The sequence below is a fragment of the Kitasatospora sp. NPDC001095 genome (assembly GCF_053598615.1).
The window spans coordinates 41,941-60,668 of record NZ_JBSFKQ010000035.1 but is presented as its reverse complement, the minus strand read 5'-3'; the positions used below and the strand labels follow the sequence as shown (position 1 = coordinate 60,668).

General features: G+C 72.0%; 16 protein-coding genes. 7 read left to right on the top strand and 9 right to left on the bottom strand.

The window, feature by feature from the left end; all coding sequences use genetic code 11:
• Window positions 1-79: 79 nt before the first annotated feature.
• Complete coding sequence (locus ACWDBB_RS25125; protein WP_449791746.1) at window positions 80-1,447, top strand: L-serine ammonia-lyase; 1,368 nt, start codon at window positions 80-82, stop codon at window positions 1,445-1,447.
• A gap of 108 nt (window positions 1,448-1,555) precedes the next feature.
• Here ACWDBB_RS25125 and ACWDBB_RS25120 read toward each other — a convergent pair whose 3' ends face one another.
• Window positions 1,556-2,149: an NADPH-dependent FMN reductase gene (locus ACWDBB_RS25120; RefSeq protein ID WP_449791745.1), complete on the bottom strand. Its 594-nt coding sequence runs from the start codon at window positions 2,147-2,149 to the stop codon at window positions 1,556-1,558.
• Window positions 2,150-2,294: 145 nt separating this feature from the next.
• On the opposite strand from ACWDBB_RS25120, the gene ACWDBB_RS25115 reads away from it, so the two are divergent.
• On the top strand, window positions 2,295-3,035 hold the full coding sequence (locus tag ACWDBB_RS25115) for a TetR/AcrR family transcriptional regulator (protein ID WP_449791744.1): 741 nt from the start codon (window positions 2,295-2,297) through the stop codon (window positions 3,033-3,035).
• A gap of 52 nt (window positions 3,036-3,087) precedes the next feature.
• On the opposite strand, the gene ACWDBB_RS25110 is transcribed toward ACWDBB_RS25115, so the two are convergent.
• The gene (locus ACWDBB_RS25110; protein ID WP_449791743.1) at window positions 3,088-3,861 is read right to left on the bottom strand and encodes a class I SAM-dependent methyltransferase; all 774 of its coding nucleotides are present in this window, start codon (window positions 3,859-3,861) and stop codon (window positions 3,088-3,090) included.
• Window positions 3,862-3,954: 93 nt separating this feature from the next.
• Window positions 3,955-4,815, bottom strand: a complete 861-nt coding sequence (locus ACWDBB_RS25105; RefSeq protein WP_449791742.1) for a DMT family transporter — start codon at window positions 4,813-4,815, stop codon at window positions 3,955-3,957.
• A gap of 479 nt (window positions 4,816-5,294) precedes the next feature.
• Here ACWDBB_RS25105 and ACWDBB_RS25100 point away from each other — a divergent pair, with 479 nt between their 5' ends.
• The gene (locus tag ACWDBB_RS25100; protein ID WP_449791741.1) at window positions 5,295-6,545 is read left to right on the top strand and encodes a hypothetical protein; all 1,251 of its coding nucleotides are present in this window, start codon (window positions 5,295-5,297) and stop codon (window positions 6,543-6,545) included.
• A gap of 214 nt (window positions 6,546-6,759) precedes the next feature.
• On the opposite strand, the gene ACWDBB_RS25095 is transcribed toward ACWDBB_RS25100, so the two are convergent.
• The gene (locus ACWDBB_RS25095; protein WP_449791740.1) at window positions 6,760-7,929 is read right to left on the bottom strand and encodes a protein-L-isoaspartate O-methyltransferase; all 1,170 of its coding nucleotides are present in this window, start codon (window positions 7,927-7,929) and stop codon (window positions 6,760-6,762) included.
• Window positions 7,930-8,192: 263 nt separating this feature from the next.
• A complete protein-coding gene (locus tag ACWDBB_RS25090) occupies window positions 8,193-8,627 on the bottom strand; it encodes an ATP-binding protein (protein WP_449791739.1) in 435 nt (144 codons plus the stop codon).
• 185 nt (window positions 8,628-8,812) lie between these two features.
• On the opposite strand from ACWDBB_RS25090, the gene ACWDBB_RS25085 reads away from it, so the two are divergent.
• From ACWDBB_RS25085 to ACWDBB_RS25075, 3 genes are all read left to right on the top strand, one after another.
• Window positions 8,813-9,601, top strand: a complete 789-nt coding sequence (locus tag ACWDBB_RS25085; protein WP_449791765.1) for a helix-turn-helix domain-containing protein — start codon at window positions 8,813-8,815, stop codon at window positions 9,599-9,601.
• The gene (locus ACWDBB_RS25080) at window positions 9,598-9,855 is read left to right on the top strand and encodes a DUF397 domain-containing protein (RefSeq protein WP_449791738.1); all 258 of its coding nucleotides are present in this window, start codon (window positions 9,598-9,600) and stop codon (window positions 9,853-9,855) included. The genes ACWDBB_RS25085 and ACWDBB_RS25080 overlap by 4 nt, the downstream gene beginning before the upstream one ends.
• Window positions 9,856-10,065: 210 nt before the next feature.
• Window positions 10,066-10,956, top strand: a complete 891-nt coding sequence (locus tag ACWDBB_RS25075) for a hypothetical protein (protein ID WP_449791737.1) — start codon at window positions 10,066-10,068, stop codon at window positions 10,954-10,956.
• Between the two features lie 588 nt (window positions 10,957-11,544).
• On the opposite strand, the gene ACWDBB_RS25070 is transcribed toward ACWDBB_RS25075, so the two are convergent.
• From ACWDBB_RS25070 to ACWDBB_RS25055, 4 genes are all read right to left on the bottom strand, one after another.
• A complete protein-coding gene (locus ACWDBB_RS25070; protein ID WP_449791736.1) occupies window positions 11,545-12,042 on the bottom strand; it encodes an ATP-binding protein in 498 nt (165 codons plus the stop codon).
• A gap of 200 nt (window positions 12,043-12,242) precedes the next feature.
• Window positions 12,243-13,484: a L,D-transpeptidase gene (locus ACWDBB_RS25065; protein ID WP_449791735.1), complete on the bottom strand. Its 1,242-nt coding sequence runs from the start codon at window positions 13,482-13,484 to the stop codon at window positions 12,243-12,245.
• Between the two features lie 208 nt (window positions 13,485-13,692).
• Window positions 13,693-14,943, bottom strand: a complete 1,251-nt coding sequence (locus ACWDBB_RS25060; RefSeq protein WP_449791734.1) for a L,D-transpeptidase — start codon at window positions 14,941-14,943, stop codon at window positions 13,693-13,695.
• A 173-nt stretch (window positions 14,944-15,116) separates the two neighbouring features.
• Window positions 15,117-16,352, bottom strand: a complete 1,236-nt coding sequence (locus ACWDBB_RS25055) for a L,D-transpeptidase (protein WP_449791733.1) — start codon at window positions 16,350-16,352, stop codon at window positions 15,117-15,119.
• A gap of 180 nt (window positions 16,353-16,532) precedes the next feature.
• Here ACWDBB_RS25055 and glgX point away from each other — a divergent pair, with 180 nt between their 5' ends.
• Window positions 16,533-18,728, top strand: coding sequence for a glycogen debranching protein GlgX (glgX, locus tag ACWDBB_RS25050; protein ID WP_449791732.1), 2,196 nt, complete (start codon window positions 16,533-16,535; stop codon window positions 18,726-18,728).

Sequence of the window (18,728 nt, the reverse complement as noted above, 5' to 3'; positions counted from 1 at the left end):
AGTGCGTGCGGTGCCCCGTCCCGTGTCAGCCCTCCCCTGCCTGCAAGTCCTTCCACGAGACCAGACAAGGACGTCCCCCGTGGCCATCAGCGTCTTCGACCTCTTCTCCATCGGCATCGGCCCGTCGAGCTCCCACACCGTGGGCCCGATGCGCGCCGCCCGGATGTTCGCCCGCCGACTGCGCTCCGAAGGCCTGCTGGACGGGGTCACCGGCGTGCGCGCCGAACTGTACGGCTCGCTCGGCGCCACCGGCCACGGCCACGGCACCCCGAAGGCCGTCCTGCTGGGCCTGGAGAACGCCTCGCCCCGCACCGTCGACGTCGACCAGGCCGACAAGGACGTCGAGCGGATCATCGCCGAGAAGCGGATCAGCCTGCTCGGCGAGCACACCATCGACTTCGACCCGGACACCCAGCTGGTCCTGCACCGCCGCCGCTCGCTGCCGTACCACGCCAACGGCATGACCCTGTGGGCGTACGCGGCGGACGGCTCGACCCTGCTGGAGAAGACCTACTACTCGGTCGGCGGCGGCTTCGTGGTGGACGAGGACGCCATCGGCGCGGACCGGGTCAAGCCCGACGACACCGCGCTGCGCTACCCCTTCCGCACCGGTGAGGAGCTGCTGCGCCTCACCCGGGAGACCGGCCTGTCCATCTCCGGCCTGATGCTGGAGAACGAGAAGGCCTGGCGCAGCGAGGAGGAGATCCGCACCGGGCTGCTGGAGATCTGGTCCGTGATGCAGGAGTGCGTGCGGGCCGGCATGACCCGCGAGGGCATCCTGCCGGGCGGCCTGAAGGTCCGCCGCCGGGCGGCCGCCGCGGCGCGGACGCTGCGCGCCGAGGGCATCGGGCCGGCCAACGCGATGGAGTGGGTGACCCTCTACGCGATGGCGGTCAACGAGGAGAACGCCTCCGGCCGCCGGGTGGTCACCGCGCCGACCAACGGTGCCGCCGGGATCATCCCGGCCGTCCTGCACTACTACCTGAACTTCATCCCGGGCGCCGACGAGGACGGCATCGTCCGCTTCCTCCTCGCGGCCGGCGCCATCGGCATGCTCTTCAAGGAGAACGCCTCCATCTCCGGCGCCGAGGTCGGCTGCCAGGGCGAGGTCGGCTCCGCCTGCTCGATGGCCGCGGGCGGCCTCGCCGAGGTCCTCGGCGGCACCCCCGAGCAGGTCGAGAACGCCGCCGAGATCGGCATCGAGCACAACCTCGGCCTCACCTGCGACCCGGTCGGCGGCCTGGTCCAGATCCCCTGCATCGAGCGCAACGGCATGGCCTCGGTCAAGGCCGTCACCGCGGCCCGGATGGCGCTGCGCGGCGACGGGCGGCACCACGTCTCGCTGGACAAGGCGATCAAGACGATGAAGGAGACCGGCGCCGACATGAAGATCAAGTACAAGGAGACCTCGCGCGGCGGCCTCGCCGTGAACGTCATCGAGTGCTGATCGCGGCGCCTGACGGCCCCCGGGCGGAGTTCCCCTCCATCCGGGGGCCTTCGCGCTTCCCCGGCCTTTCCCCGGCTCGGGACTCCCCCGGCTCAGGACTCCCCCGGCTCAGGCCGTGAACGGGCGGGCCCGGCGGGCGTCCCGCAACGCCTGGGCCCACCAGGTGAGTTGGTCGAGCATGGTCTTGGCGGCCGCGTCGGCGGCCGGGTCGACCGCCCTGCCGTCGGCGTCGAAGCACTGCGCGGCGCCGTGGAAGCTGACCGTGTTGCGGATCGTCGCCGCGTTCAACTCGGCCATCACCACGCGGAGTTGCTCGACCGCACGAAGGCCGCCGGACAGGCCGCCGTACGAGACGAAGCCGACCGGCTTGCCGTGCCACTGCCGGTTGTGCCAGTCGATGGCGTTCTTCAGCGGGGCCGGGAAGCTGTGGTTGTACTCGGGCGTGACGATCACGAACGCGTCGGCCGCCTCCAGCCGGGGCGACACGGCGGCCAGCAACTCGGCGTCGCCCGGCGCCGGTTCACCACCGAAGGACGGGAAGGTGACGGGCAGCGGGGTCTCCACCAGGTCGATCAGGTCGGCGGTCAGGTCGCCGCGCGCTTCGAGGTGGCCGAGCAGCCAGTCGGCGACCACCGGACCGAAACGGCCCTCGCGGGTGCTGCCGACGAGGACGGCGACCTTCAGGTTCTGCTCCGTGGACATGGGGATCCCCCTCCGGGATGGGCACTGGGCCCGGCGTATCCGTCGGATACAACGTACACATCGATGTGTACGCCGTCCACTGTGGATACGCCGTACACCGGAAGTGCTACGGTGAGAACGAACCCGGCCGGAAGGAGCCCGCCCCATGCCCGCCCAGCAGGCCCCCAGTGGTGACAGCGACAGAACCCAGGTCCCGCTCTGGGAACGCCTGGCCCGCCCGGCCCCCGCGCCGCGCACCACCCTGACCCCGCACCGGATCGCCGAGACCGCGGTCGCCATCGCCGACGCCGAGGGCCTGGACGCCGTCACCATGCGCCGGCTGGCCGCCGAACTCGGCGTCGCCCCGATGGCCGCCTACCGGTACGTCTCCGGCAAGGACGAACTCATCGAGCTGATGGTCGACTTCGCCTACGGCCGGCTCCCCCTGGACGCCCCCGCCGAGGACTGGCGGGACACCATGCGCACCCTGGCCGTCCACCTGCGGGCCATGCACCTGGCCCACCCCTGGACCGTCAGGGCGGCCACCCCGTTCTCCCTCAGCCCCAACCAACTGGCCGTCCCCGAGCACGCGTTCGCCGCCCTCGCCGAGCACGGCCTGGACGCCGACACCACCATGGCGGTGTTCCGCACCGTCACCGGCTACGTCCACGGCTCGGTCACCACCGAAATCACCCTCGCGACCCTGCGCCGCGAACGCGGCTGGTCCGACGGCGACCAGACCCGGGCCGGCCTGGCCCCCCGGATGAGCTGGCTGATGAACACCGGCCGCTACCCCCGCTACCAGCGCTACCTCCACGAGGCCACCCGCAAGGACGACCCCGACTGGCAGTTCGAGACCGGCCTCGACTGCGTCCTCGACGGCATCGCCGCCCACTTCGGCCTCTGACCGGCCCGGGCGGCGGCCCGCACGGCGGCCCACGCGGCGGCACGGGGGCCGGCTATCCGGCCGGTCGCTCGCCCGCGATGATCAGGCGGTAGCCGTAGTCCACGCTCTCCCGGTCGAGCAGGTCGGCGTACCGCCGGTGCCACTCCCCCGAGACGAGGTCGGCCCGCAGCCGCTCGACCGCCGGCTCCACCACCTCCGGCGGCAGCGTCGCGAAGGTCGAACTGGCCTGCCGGACGGCCCGGTCGAGGTAGAGCTCGGGCCGCCGCCAGTAGGCGGCCTGGTAGCCGTCGGTGAAGTCGTGCGGGATGGGGAACGGCAGCACGGTGTGGGCGCCCAGGGCCTCCACCACCTCGGCGAGCGGGGTGAAGCGGCCGTCCTCCAGCTCCCGGATCTCCGGCAGGTAGTCCTCCAGCAGCCACAGTTGCGGCCGGTGCGCCGGATCCCAGGTGAACACCACCTGCCGCCGCGCGACCCGCCGCAGCTCGGCGAGCCCCTGCCGCAGGTCCGGCCAGTGGTGGACGGTCAGCACGGCCATCGCGGCGTCGAACGCCCCGTCCGTGATGGGGAGTTGCGAGGCCGATGCCTTGATCTTCCGCCGCCCGGGGTGCTGGTCGAGCATGACCTGCGACGGATCGACGGCCGTGACCTCGGCGCCCTCCGGCTCGTACGACCCCGCCCCCGCACCGACGTTGACCACCGTGCGCGCCCCCCGCAGCGCGGACCCGATCAACGCGTGCAGCCGTGGATCCGGCCGCCGGATCCGCCGGTACCCGACGCCGATGCGGTCATACGCCGCCGGTCCGCTCTGCTCTTCCAGGTGTCCCATCCGGCCAGCCCAGCAGACAGCGCCGCTGCCGACAACCGGTTCGCCCCGACGCGCGGGAAGTCGGCCGGCCGACTTCCCGCGCGAGCCCGGCGGTTAGCGGCGGGCGGGGAGGGCGAGGAAGGCCAGGCCGCCGGCCAGGACGGCGAGGCCGCACCAGGAGGCGGCGGGGAGGCGCTCGCCGAGGGCGGCCACGCCGAGGACGGCGGCGACGGCCGGTTCGGCGAGGGTCAGGGTGGTGGCGGTCTGGGCGGTGGTGTGGCGCAGGCCGCGGCCGAACAGCCAGTACGCGAGGAAGGTGGTGACCACCGCGAGGTGCAGCACCACGCCCGCTCCGCGCGCCGAGGCGAGCCACGCCAGGTCACCGGTGAGCAGCACCGGCAGGACGATCAGCGCCCCGCCGGCGAACATCGCGCCCATCACCCCGCCCGAGGGGTGCCCGGCGTTGATCAGCCGTCCGCCGATCAGCGAGTAGACGGCGTACGAGAGCCCCGAGAGCGCCGCCAGCAGCACGCCCAGTGGGTCCACCGCCGTGCCGCCTCCGGCGAGTTCGGGGCCCAGCACGAGCACGGCGCAGCCGAGTACGGCGAGCGCCGTGGCCCCGGCCCACCGCCCGCCGGGCCGGCCCTGCCGGGCGAGCCAGCCGAGCAGTCCGGTGAACACCGGCGCGCTGCCGAGGGCGATCACGGTGGCGACGGCCACGCCGGTACGGCTCACCGCCGGGTAGAAGGTCAGCGGGTACCCGGCCACCGCGACGGCTCCGGCCGCGAGCAGCCACCGCTCGCGCGGCACGCACACCCGGGGCAGCTCCCGGGCGGTGCGGTCGGTGAGGAACAGCAGCAGTCCGCCGAGCACCAGCCCGGCGGCGCCGATCCCCGCCGCCGGGGCGCCGGAGGGCGCCAGCGAGCTGGCCGTGCCGGTGGTGCCCCAGAGGACGGCGGCGATCAGGATCGGCACCGCGCCACCGCGGGGGCGGGCGCGGCGGGGGGCCTGGGGAACGGAGGGAACGGTACGGGCAGGGGAGGACAAGCGATTCGGCACAGTCGTGAACTTCCGTCGTCGAAGACCGTCAGGAGAGGGGTTCCGAGAACGGGCGCACGCCATCGGCCCGCGGCGGCCGCCATCGGGCCGGGCCGGGGTCGCAGGGGATCAAGCCACCGGAGCGCGCGCCCGATCAGGCGCTGAGCGGTGGCAGCACGACGTGCCAGTACAGGTTCACGGGCCCGATGCTATCCGCCCGCACGAGAAGTCGACAGGGCCGACTTCCCACGCAGACGCCCCACCCGCCTCCGGGGGGTCGCCCCGCCCCTCCCGGGGGCGCGTTGCCCCTCGCGCACACCCGTTGGCGGCCCGGCGTTCGGCTTTCCCCCGTGGCGGACCGTCGACGGGTCCCTACGCTGAGTGTCGGCCCGTCGGCTCACCGGAAGGACCCGCTCATGCGCCGCTCCCGCCTCGTGCTGCCCGTGATCCTGGCTGTCGTGGTCGGCTCCGGCCTGGTCGCCGCCGATGTGGCGCAGGAGGAGCCGTACCTGTCCGTGAGTCTGCCGGTGCTCCGCGATCCGGACGCCCAGCAGCTGCTCCACCGCATGACGGACCCGGTGCAGGACTGGGTGGAGTCCGGGGATCCGGCGGCGGCCGGCTACGCGGGGACGGTGATCGACGCGTCCGACCAGCACGCCGACGTCTACTGGAAGGGCGCGGCCCCGGCCACGGTCCGCTCCCTGCTCGACGCGAACGCCCGGCCCGGCTACACCGTCGACGTCCACCGGAGTCCGTACTCCCGCGCGGAGATGCGCGCCGCGATCGACCGTTTCACCGCCGCCGTGGCCCGCGACGCCTGGACGTCGATCGGCCCCCAGGAGGACGGCGCCGCCATCGCGATCACGTACACGCCGGCGGCGGCGAAGCGGCTCACCGGTGGTGACGCGGACGCGCAGGCGTACTCCTCGCGGGCCGCCGAGATCGCCGGGATGCCGGTGACGGCCAGCGTCGAGGGAACCCCGGTGGCGCTGTCCGGCAGCCGGCACTCCGACAGCGCGCCGTACTACGCGGGGGCCGAGGTGAGCACGGCGAAGGCGTCGTTCTGCTCGACGGCGTTCAGCGGCTGGAAGGGCGGGACGAAGGTGGTACTGACCGCCGCGCACTGCGGCGGCGGCCGGTACTACAACGGCACCGGCGGCTACATCGGCGACCTGTCCTCGGTCGGCGACGGCCTGGACGTCGGCATGATCGCGGTCAACGGCAGCGGCGGCGGCCGGTTCTACGACGGCGCCTGGTCGGACAGCGGCGGCTCGTCCCGGCACACGTACGGGGCCGGGCGGAACAACGTCGGGGACCTGGTCTGCCTGAGCGGCGCCCAGTCGGGGTGGAAGTGCGACGTGCAGATCAAGCGGGTCGACGTGGAGACGACGAACGACGAGGGCACGAAGATCAGGCCGGTGGACGTCGCCGAGTCGAAGGGCGGCGACCGCCGGGCGATCGCCGCGCAGGGCGACAGCGGCGGCCCGGCGGTGGCGAACCCGTCCGGCCCGAACGGCGACATGGAGGCCCGCGGCGTGATCGTGGCGGCGAGGTCCGAGGTCGGCTGCCCGGCCGGATCCACGGCGCACCCGACCAAGTGCTACTCGCAGGTGCTGTACGTGCCGATGACGCCGGTGGTGAACCAGATGGGTTTCTCACTGTCCTGACCCGGGGGACCCTGAAGTTCGGCAACATCCGTGATCCCGCCTTCGCGGGCTGTCAGCCCTTTCCGTGCAGGCGAATCGCGCGAACAGGCCTTCGGCAAGCCTGAACAGGCTGCCACAGGCCGGTGACGCCTGCCCCTGTTGCGCGGGAAGTCGGCCGGCCGACTTCCCGCGCAACAGGGGCTTCACGCCGTTCAGCCGGAGGATCCGAGAACGGTCACCGCGCAGCCGGGTGCAAGCACCCGATCGGCCACCGGGGGCCGTCGTTCGGGTCGCCGTGCCAGGCCCACTGGGAGTCGGGGGTGACGGTGACGCCGTAGTCGTAGAGATCAGGGCGGCCGAGTTCCTCCCACTGGGACCAGGCGGCCACCAGCTCGTCACCGAGGCGGCGCGGCCCGCCCTGCGACAGCAGCAGCCTGCCGTCCCCGTCCGGACGGATCTCGGCCCACGAGCGGGCACCGTCGTGGACCAGGGCGGCCGCCCCCTCCCCGGCCTGGCCGGTGGACAGCACGGCGTCCGGGACGGCGACGCGCAGCGCGAACCTGAGGTGCCAGTCCTCCAGGCCTGCCGGATCGCGGTCCAGTGCCCGGCAGTCCTCGGGGTCGGTATCGCCGCGCACCTGCGCGTACGCGGCGGGCCCACTGCTCGGCTGGGCCGGAGCGTGCCGGTCGCCCATGAACTGGGCCAGCCCGTGGACCCAGCCGTGCGCGGCGGCGCCGTCGTCGGCGACGGTGAGGGCGACGTATCCGAGTCGCCCCCAGGGATAGACGATCCGTCCGCCCGGGCGCACCGCCGCCGCCCAGGACCAGGGGACGGTCTCGACGGCGTAGGTGGCGTGGAGGCGGTCGACCCGGCCGCCGCCTGGCACCCCGCCGTCGGTGCCGTCCCCTGCCGCCGCATGGACGTCGAGCCCGGCGTCCGCGAGCCGGGCCCGAGCGACGGCGGCCAGCTGCTCGTCGACCTCGGTGGTCACCACCAGGCCCGGCCCGGCTCGCCAGGCGGCCAGCGCCGCCGTCCAGCCCTGGCCGGTGCCGACGTCCCACACCCGGTGCCCCGGCTCCACCCTGAGGCTGTCCAGCATGTCCGCCACCACGGAGGGCGCGGACAGTGAGGACGACGGGCGGCCGTCGGTGAGCTGGGTGACGGCCGACGCGTCGACGCCGGAGTACAACTCGACGGCCCAGCCGTCCGGGTCGTCGGCGCGGTCGACAGACACGTAGGCCCTGCCGTTCCACCGCCACAGCCGGTCCGGCGCGAAGCGGTCGCGCGGCACGGCGACGAAGGCCTCGCGCAGCCACGGCGAATCCTCCGGCCACGTCCCTCGCCGCTCCATCTCCGCGTGCAGGCGTGCCCGGTGCTCGGCCAGGCGCCCGTCGTCGCTCGCCATCACTTCTTCTTGTGCTTGCCGTTGCTCGGCGGCGGCAGGGGGATCTTGCTATCGGAATTGTCCGGCGGCGGAGTCCCCTGGCTCGGATCCTTCGGCGGCTTCGAGTGCTCTCCCATGCTGTTCTCCTATGGTGATGAGACGGATGCGGTCGGTCGCCACCCTGTCCCGGCACCGCAGGAGGCGGTAGAGGCGTGCGGCAGCGACCGGAGGGCGCGCACGAGAAGTCGGCCCACCCGACTTCTCGTGCAGTCGGTGGGTTGGGATCAGGCGTGGGGGTCGAGCGGGGTGGGGAGGGCGAGTTCGCACCAGATGGTCTTGCCGATGTGGCCGTCGCCACGGAGGTGGGCGCCCCAGGAGGTGGCGAGGGCGGCGACGAGTTCGAGGCCCCGGCCGGACTCGTCCTCGGGGGTGGCCTGGCGGACGGTCGGGAGGTCGGAGTTGGCGTCCGAGACCTCGATGCGGAGCACGGAAGGGGTGGGGAGGAGGACGCGCACGCCGATCATCCGGTCACGCGGGCCACGGGCATGGCGGCAGGCGTTGGTGACGAGTTCGCTGAGGAGGATCAGGGCGGTCTCGGCGGTGTCGACGGGCACCTCCCACTCGAAGGCCTGCCGGATGAAGCGGATGCGGGCACGGCCGGCGCTGCGGGGAAGGCGGGGGAACATCCACTCGACGAGGTCGACGGGCTGAGTGAGCATCAGAGTCCTTGGGGGTGTACGGAGGGCGTCACTCGGGAGGGCTGAGTTCGGCCATTTCACCCTTCAAGCGTCGACAGGCGGGCATAGCCTCAGGAGTAACGCGATACGTACAGCGAGAGCATGAACCGCCCTGCGACCAGGGCAGGGAGGGGGACAGGGCCGTGAGCACGCCGAAGGAAAACCCGATGTCGTGGAAGTACTGCGGCGATCAGCTCAAGCGGTGGCGTGCAAAGGCGGGCGTAACCCGGGAGCAGCTGAGCAAGGCGGCCTGCTACGACATCGAGAGCGTGCGGTCGATGGAGGCGGGGAGGCGGAAGCCGTCGTTCAAGCTGCTTCAAGTAGCGGATGAGTTGTGCGACGCGAAGGGGATGCTGCTGGCCGCGACCGACTTCCTGCAGCCGGAGAAGTTCCCGTCCTACTCACAGGGCTACACGGATGCAGAGAGCGTGGCGATCGCAATCCAGTGGTTCGAAGGGCTACTCATCCCTGGCCTGCTCCAAACCGAGGATTACGCCCGAGAGTTGCTGAGCCACAGCTGCCCACCCCTGGACGACGAGACCGTGGAAGCGCGAGTGGCCGCGCGACTCCAGCGCCAGGAAAGGCTGCATCGCTCGATGACTGTGATGTTCAGCTTCGTTGTCTACGAAGCCGCCCTTCGGTCAATGGTCGGCGGACGAGCCTGCATGAAGCGGCAGCTCCATCACCTGCTGGAGGTCGCCAAGTTGCGTAATGTGTCAGTACAGGTGCTTCCGGTCGGACGCGGCGCCTACCAGGGACTCGGCGGCTCCCTGATCCTGCTGGAGTCCCCCGAGCACGAGCACTTCGCTTACATCGAGGGTCAAGAAACCGGGGTTCTGTACGCGGACCCAGACAAGGTGAGCGTCCTGAACCGCCGCCATGGCATGATCAGCCAGCAGGCACTCGGTGCCGAGGACTCAGCGGACTTCATCAGAAAGGTAGCGGAGGAGCTTTGAGCGACCACGAGTGGTTCAAGTCCAGCTACAGCAACGATCAAGGCGGCGCCTGCATCGAAGTCGCCGTCGCCTGGGGCAAGTCCAGCTACAGCGACGACAATGGCGGCGAGTGCATCGAGGTAGCCTCCTGCCCTTCCGCCATCCACGTCCGGGACTCCAAGGACAAGGCCGGGCCGACCCTCACCTTCTCCCCCGAGGCCTGGTCCGCCTTCGTCGCCTTCGCCTCCGAAGCTCAAGCCGCACAGGCCGAGTGACCCTCAATGGAATGGGTGGGTAACCACCTTCCAACCACCCCCCGTGCGCAGCAGATATGACTTATCGTCACGACTTCTCCACAGGCGGTTTCCCCCTGTAGCGTGCGCAGCAACGAAACAACCCCCGCCGGTGCTACCAACACCGAACGGGGGTCTGACCGGCACGATCGAAACGAGCTCGATCCTGTGGCTACTCACGACTCTACCGCCATGGCCGCCCCCGGGTACGGCAAGCAGTCCGCCCCGGAGCAACTCCCCCGCTCCGCGACCGACTTCGCCCACCTCCCCGCCCGCGAGGCATACCTCGCCTCGCTCATCGACCACCTCCCCGACGGCGCCGCCATGGACGTCAAGACCCTCGCCGTCCTTCAGCCCCACTACGGGCAGATGGCCTGCCGCACCGCCCTCAACAGGCTCTCCACCGCAGGTCATCTGCGTCGCGTCCGGGAGCGCGTCAGCTCCAAGGAGTGCCGCTGGGTGTTCCGCACCTACTTCTCCCGCACGCCCCGCTCCGACGCCTGGTGGACGCGCTTCGTCATGACCGGCGAGACGTCAACGCCCGCCGCGCCCGATCCTCCCAAGGAGCGAACGCTCAACCGCACTTCCCCCACTTCGGCCGCCTACGCCGCCCTCGCCGGCCTCGGCCTCGCCGACCCCCGCCTCGCCCTCTCGGCCGCCGACTGCGCGGCCCTCGAACCGCTGGCCGCCGAGTGGCTGGCCCGGGGCACCTCCCCGGCCCTCTTCACTGCCGCCCTCACCGGCGGCCTCCCGCCGGACGTCCACAGCCCGGCCGCCTTCACCCGCCGCCGCCTGCTCGACAAGATGCCCCCGGAACGCCACCCGCAGCCGGCCCCACCCTCGCAACAGCACCCCGCCCGCGTCATCGAGTGCACCGCCTGCCGCACCCCCTGCCGCCCCAGGCCCTCCTCGGCGGCCTCTGTCGCGCCTGTCGCGGCACTCCCGCGACCCCGCCATCCCGCCGACACCTCTCGCCCACCACCGTCCACCAGCACGCCGCCCGCGTCCGCGACGCTCTCCGACGTCACAGCAGCCCAGCAGCGCGCCTTCGTTGACATGTCAGGCCAAGCTGACGCGGCCTAGATTTCGCATCAACAGATTGCCGAGACGCATGGCGGGTGGGCGTTGGCCGAACGACCCTTCAGCGCTACGCGCGGGCGGTCGGCGCCCGGCTCCACAGCCTGGTCGACCACACCGGCTCGGCCGTCACACCCGCCTGGCAGCCCGCTCCGGTCGAGGTCGAGGTCCACGGGGCCCTCCGGGAGCGCGGCACCGGCACCCGTCCCGCCGCCTGGAGCCGGGCAACACCCAGGCGGACTTCGCCGTCGACGCCGTGGTCCCTGGATCATGAATATTCACAGGCATCAGCGTGAACCTATGCGGAATCCAAAGGTGAACTAGGTAACAGGCCTTTCATTCCAAGCCATCCGGTTTGCCCGCATGCTGAGATCCGTGCGATAGTCAGAGCAGCCCAACGGCGGGCGACACAGCACGCCGCCCTGGGCCGATGACTTCGGCGGGCCCGACCTGGCACTGCCGACGCCCATCGCGCGGCACGCACCCCCTTGGCCGGCGCGATGACCTGCAGGGGCCCCCATCCGCCGGACCACGGCGAATCCGGGGGCCCTGCGTGTTTCCCGGGGAGTGCACGGAACAGCGGTTCGCCCGCCCTCAGGGCCGCTCGCGCACCTTCAGCTCGAACCAGACGCCCTTGCCGCGCGGCAGCAGGTCCGCGCCCCAGCGGTCGGCGAGGTCGTCGACGATCCTCAGCCCCCGCCCGCGCTCGTTCGCCGGCTTGGCCTCGGCGAGGATCATGCACGGCAGCGCCCGCGAGGAGTCCCGGACCTCGATCCTCAGCCACCCGGGCTTGCGGCTGACGTGCAGGCCGATGGTGCGCCCGGCCGCGTGCCGGACCGCGTTGCTGACCAGCTCGCTGGTGAGCAACTCCCCGGCCTCCAGGTGCTGGTGGAGCTCCCAGGACTCCAGGACGGAGAGCACCAGCCTGCGGGCCACCGGGCCCGACTCGGGCCGGGACGGCAGCCGTACCTCGTTGGGGGCCGACGGGTCGCGGAGTCTGCCGGAGTACAGCTCCTCCAGCTCCTCGGAGGTGAGCCGCTCCAGTGCCGAGAGCCCACCGCCCCGGACGTCGATCCAGGATGCCTCGGCCACCACTCCGGCCCCGGGAACCACTGACTGATCTGCTTCGCCCCAACCCGCCATGCGGACCATCATTGCGGAACGCAAGCAGCCGCGTACGGACAATGAGCAAACGATCACGTCGCGTCGGCATATGCCGGATGCAAGAAAGGGTCGACCCGGGCCGAATTCCGTCAAGCCCGGGTTGACCCCTCCCCCACCTCAGCGACCGGTCACCAGGTGCTCCACGGCGCGTTCCAGCCGCTCAGCCCGTTCGACGGGTCGAGCGTCTCCTTCCTCGTCGAGTTCTTCACGACCATCACGTCGCCGACCAGCGAGCCGTCGTAGAACTTGCCCATCGAGGTGTTGGCGCCGCCGCCCTGGACGTCCTTGAGGCCCACGCAGCCGTGGCTGACGTTGTCCTCGCCGAAGGTGCTGCTACTGCTCCAGTAGTTGCCGTGCACGTACGTGCCGGAGTCGGTGAGCCGCATCGAGTGCGGGACCTGGAGGTCGTACGGCGCACCGGTCATGCCGGGCAGGGTGCTGGACTGCATCCGCACCACGCCCTCCTTGGACATGACCACCATCGTCCCGTTCCAGGTGGGGTGTTCGGGCGCGCCGGCGCTGATGTCGATCTCGCTCGTCTGACCTGCCGATACGACCGTCATCTTGTGCGTCGCGGCGTCAACCGTCGAAATCTGGGACCGCCCGATCGTGAAGGGCTCGTCCCGGTCCCCGCCGTACACCCCGGGGGCGATCTCGACGCTCTTGAGGCGGTAGTGCACGACCACCTTGGTCCCGGGCGTCCAGTACTGCTCCGGGCGGAAGTCCAGCCGGCGGTCGCCGAACCAGTGGCCCTTCACCACGGTGCCGTTGTTGGTCTCGAAGCTGATGCCCCGGGCGACCTCGTCCTTGTTCGCGACGTCCTTGCTGAAGTTCACCGAGACGATCATGCCGACGCCGTACGTCGCGTCGTTGTCCACGTTGTCCGAGGCCTTGGCGAGCGCCGTCGGCGTCAGCGTGGAGAAGTCGCTGTCCGCCGTGGCGACCGCGCCGTCGGCGTCCGCAGCCATCGCGCTGACCTGGTAGGCGGTGCCCACCTCCAGGCCGGCCGTGGGCGTCCAGGAGGAGCCGTCGGCGGAGATGGTGCCGGGGACCTCCCTGCCCGCCTTGTCGTTCACCTTGACGGTGGTGAGCTTGCCCCCGGTCGCGCCGATCTTCAGCGCGTTCGGCGCCACGTCCACCGAGCCGGGCTTGGGCTCGATGCTCACGGCCGCCTTGGAGACCTTCGGCACCGTGCCGGTGGACGCCGCCGCGCTGGGCGCCGCCGCCGGCTTGGCACCGGCCGCACCCGCCCCCAGGTCGGCCTTGGCCGCGCCGCCCGCCGTGCTCCCACCGCCCCCGCCGCAGGCGGCCGTCAGCGCCATCGCGCCGCCGACCAGACCGACCGCCACCACTCTGCGTATCGACCTCAACGTCGATCCTCCCTCAGAACCCCGTGATCCCCGTGAATCCGGCGGACCCGAACGTCACACGCTCCGGGCCATCGGAAAGGTTGCGCCATTCGTGGGGCTCGTCGCCCCGGAAACCGCGGCGGCCCGACCCCAACGGGTGAGGATCGGGCCGCACGACGGCGAACTCGCCGGAAGGCCCGGAACAGCCGGGCCCGCTACCGGGAAGGGCCTACCAGGCGGCCCAGTCCACGTTCCAGCCGCCCAGCCCGTTGGAGGGCGAGACGGTCTTCTCCTTGGTGTTCACGACCTTGATCGGGTCGCCGACCATCGAGTCGTTGAAGAACTTGCCGGCGACGGAGGAGTCGCTGCCGCCCTTCACGTCCTGCATCGACACACAGCCGTGGCTCGCGTTGGTCTTGCCGAACGGGCTGGCCCAGTAGTTGCCGTGCACGAAGGTGCCGGAGGTGGTCAGCCGCATCGCGTGCGGGACGTCCTTGATGTCGTACTCGCCACCGAGACCGACGGTCTGCGAGTTCATCCGGGTGACCTTCTCCTTGGACATGACCACCATCGTCCCGCCCCAGGACGGCGTGGCGTCCGCGCCCAGGGTGACCGGCACGGTGGTGCTCTGGCCGTCCCGCTCGATGGTCATCTGGTGCGACTTGGCGTCCGCCGTGGAGACCATCGACCGGCCGATGGTGAACGGCTCGTCCTTGTCCACGTCGCCGTAGATGCCGGGGGCGACCTCGACGTTCTTCAGCCGGTACTTGACGGTCACCTTGGTGCCCGGCGCCCAGTACTTCTCCGGACGGAAGTCCACCCGGCGGTCGCCGAACCAGTGGCCCTTCACCACGGTGCCGTTGCTGGACTCGATCGTGATGCCCTTGAGGACGGCGTCCTTGTTCTTGACGTCCTTGTTGAAGTTCACCGAGACGATCATGCCGACGCCGTAGGTGGCGCCGTCGCTGATGTTGTCGTTGGTGGAGACCTTCTTCTCCGGCGTCAGCGTGGTGAAGGTGGTGGTGGACGCGGCCACCAGCCCCTCCGCGTCCTTGGCCTGCGCGTTCACCTTGTACGCCATGCCGACGGCGAGCGCTCCCGTGGGCTTCCAGCCGGCGCCGTCCGGGGTGATCGCACCCTCGACCGGCTTGCCGTCCTTGTCGGTCACCTCGACCGTGCTGAGCTTGCCGTTGGAGACGGCCACCTCCAGCCCGTTCGGCGCGACGTCCTGGGCGCCGTCGGCCGGCTGGACGGCGAGCACCGCGGCCGAGGGCTTCGGCGTCGCCGAGCCACCGCCCGCGTCCGCCGCCGGCGCGGAGGCCGCGTTGCCGCCGCCGGAACCCCCCGAGCCGCCGCCCTTGTCGTCGTTGCAGGCAGCCGTCAGCAGCAGCACCCCGCCCATGACCAGCGCCATCGCACTCCGGCGCCCGTAGCGGTTGGTGGTGCGTATCGCTGCGCCGACCGTCTTACCCGTCTTCACGGTTTCTCCCCTCCCGGTATCCACTCACTTGACGCGTTGAGTGCCCCCATGAGTTGCACCGTCCGGCCGATCTTTCCGGCCGGATTCCGGACGCGCCGGAGCAGGATAGCTAAGCCGTCCGAGTGAAACCTGAGAGGAGTCGGGTTGACGAGAAGTGAAGGTTCGGAGGAGGCCTACGGAACCGGCCGCAGCGCGCTCCCGGCCACCCACTGGTCCCACGGCACGTTCCAGCCGTTGAGCCCGTTCTGCGGCGGCACGAAGTCCCCGGAGGAGGCCTTCACCTCCAGCACGTCCCCCGGCACGGTGTGCTCGAACAGCCAGCCCGCCGGGGAGTCCTTGCTCGCCCCGCCCTTGGCGTCGGCCAGCCCGATGCAGCCGTGGCTGGTGTTGGCGGTGCCGAACACCCCGGGATCCGCCCAGTAGTTGCCGTGCACGAAGGTGCCGGAGGTGGTCAGCCGCATCGCGTGCGGGACGTCCTGGATGTCGTACTCGTCGCCCATGCCGACGGTCTGCGAGTTCATCCGGGTCACCTTGTACTTCTCCGACACCACCATCACCCCCCGGTAGGTGGAGTGGTCGGGGCTGCCGCCGGAGATCTTCAGCACCCGGACCACCTGGCCGCCCCGGCCCGCCCGGACGGTCATCGTGTGGGCGTCCAGGTCGACGGTGGAGACCTGCGCCCGGCCGACGGTGAAGTGCAGGTCCCGGCTCTGCGTCCCGAACGCCCCCGGCGCTCCCTGCACGTCCTTGAGCCGCAACGCCACCGTCACCCGGGTGCCCGCCGCCCAGTACTGCTGCGGACGGAAGTCCAGCCGCTGCCCGTCGAACCAGTGCGCGGCCACCGGCACCGGCGGGTCCGCGACGACCCGGACGGCCTTCTCCACCGCCGCCCGGTCGGTGATCGGACGGCTGAAGCGCAGCGAGACCGGCATGCCCACGCCGACCGTGGAGCCGTCCTCCGGGGTGAAGAACGCCGCGAAGGTGTGCGCCCGCGCGACGGTCGTGAACGCCGAGTGCCAGGCCGCCCTGCGCCCCTGGTCGTCCTCCGCGACGGAGTCCAGCGTGAACGCCGTCCCGAGCGGCAACGGCCCGTCCGGCACCCACCCGCCGCCGTCGGCCGCGATCGTCCCCGGAACCTCGGTGCCCTTGCCGTCCGCCAGCCGCACGGACACCAGCCGCCCCTGCGTCACCCCCACCCGGACGGCGCCCTCCGGCTGCACGTCCTGCGCCCCGTCGGCCGGCTGCACGGCGAGCACCGCCCGGGACGGCACCGGCGGCACCGCCCACGCACCGCCCTGGGCCGCGTCCCCCTCCGACACCCCCACCGGGCCGCCACAACCCGCCAGGACGACCAGACAGCAGACCACCGCCGCCACGCCCCGCGCCCACACCCGTCCTCGGCGCCGCATCCCGGGGCCCCTCCCACTGTTCACAACCGACGCCCGGAACAACGATGGCCCTCGACACGGGGACACGCCGATCACCCGGAATCCCCCGACCCACGGAAACCCCCACCGCTTCTGCCGGACGCAATCCGGGAAAGAGAAGGTGAATGGACCCGGAACACCCCGCCCAGGAAGGCCACCGCCATGGCGTCGGCACCGCACCTGAACCCCGGCAACTGGCAACCCCTGGGCGCCCGCCTCCGCACCGACCACCGAGGCCGCCGGGGCACCGACTTCGCCCTCTGGGCCGCCGGCGCCGAAGCCGTGGAGCTCTGCCTGTTCGACGAGGAGGGCCACGAGACCCGCCACCCCCTCACCGAGCAGGACGCCCAGGTCTGGCACGGTTTCCTCCCCGGCGTGCTCCCGGGCACCCGCTACGGCTTCCGCGTGCACGGCCGCTGGGACCCGTGGACCGGCGCCCGCTGGAACCCCGCCAAGCTGCTGCTCGACCCGTACGCCCGCGCCGTCGACGGCTGTTACACCTCCCACGACGCCGCCTGCGCCTCCGTCCGCAACTGGCCCGAGGCGGACGTCGCCGACACCGTCCGGGACAACCGCGACTCCGCGCCGTACGTCCCGAGATCGGTGGTCGTCCACGACGACGAACGCCACGAGGACGGCGACCGCCCGAACACCCCCTGGTCCGAGACGGTCCTCTACGAACTCCACGTGCGCGGCTTCACCATGCGCCACCCGGAGATCCCCCCGCACCTGCGCGGCACCTACGCCGGCCTCGCCCACCCCGCCGCCCTCGCCCACCTCACCCGCCTCGGCGTGACGGCCGTCGAGCTGCTGCCCGTGCACCAGTACGCCAGCGAGGACCACCTCCAGGCCCGCGGGCTCGTCAACTACTGGGGCTACAACACGATCGGCTACTTCGCCCCGCACGCCGGCTACTCCGCCTCCGGCTCCCGCGGCGGCCAGGTCGGCGAGTTCAGGCGGATGGTCCGCGCCCTGCACGCCGCCGGGATCGAGGTGATCCTCGACGTGGTGTTCAACCACACCGCCGAGGGCGGCGCCCTCGGCCCGTCACTCTCACTGCGCGGCATCGACAACGCCGCCTACTACCGCCTCCCGCCGAACCACCCGCGCGGCTACGCCGACTACACCGGCTGCGGCAACACCCTGGACACCCGCCGCCCGCAGGTGGTCCGGCTGATCACCGACTCGCTGCGCTACTGGGTCACCGAGATGGGCGTGGACGGCTTCCGCTTCGACCTCGCCGCCGCCCTGGCCCGCGGCGGCCCGAGCGGCGGCGACGCCGTCGACATGGACCACCCCTTCCTCACCGCCGTCTCCCAGGACCCCCTGCTCGGCCGGGTGAAGCTGATCGCCGAGCCCTGGGACGTCGGCCCGGGCGGCTACCAGCTCGGCGGCTTCCCCCCGCTGTGGGCCGAGTGGAACGACCGGTACCGCGACACCGTACGGGACTTCTGGCGCGGCGCCCGCCCGGACGTGCGCGAGCTCGGCTACCGCCTCTCCGGCTCCTCCGACCTCTACCAGCGGGCCGGCCGCCGCCCGTACGCCTCCGTCAACTACGTGACGGCGCACGACGGTTTCACCCTGCGCGACCTGGTCTCCTACGACCGCAAGCACAACGGGGCCAACGGCGAGGACAACCGCGACGGCACCGACGACAACCGCTCCTGGAACCACGGCGCCGAGGGCGAGACGACCGACCCCGCGGTCAACGCGCTGCGGCTGCGCCAACTGCGCAACCTGACCGCCACCCTGCTGCTCTCCGCCGGCGTCCCGATGCTCACCGCCGGGGACGAACTGGGCCGCACCCAGGGCGGCAACAACAACGCCTACTGCCAGGACAACGAGGTCGGCTGGCTGGACTGGTCACTGCTGGAGCAGCCCGGCTGGCAGGAGCTGTGCGCGTTCACCGCCCGGCTGGTCCGGCTGCGCCGGGCCCACCCGGTGCTGCGCCGGCGGGCGTTCTTCTCCGGCCGGGCCACCACCCCGGGCGGCCGGCCCGACCTCACCTGGTTCACCCCGCGCGGCACCGAGATGACCGAGGCCGACTGGTTCGCACCGACCGCCTGCCTCGGCATGCTGCTCTCCGGCACCGCGCTGCCCGAACGGGACGAGGACGGGCCGGCACCCGGCGACGACAGCTTCCTGCTGGTGCTCAACGCGGGCCACGAACCGGTGGCGTTCACCCTGCCCGGCGAACCCTGGGCGGCGCCGGCGGCCCCGTACGAGAGCGTGGTCGACACCGCGGACCCGGGCCCGGGCGGCACCGTCGTCCTGGGCGGCACCCTCGCTCCGGGCGGCACCGTCGTCCTGGGCGGGCGCTCGCTGCGCCTGCTCCGCTCCCCCGCCCAGGAGACGTAG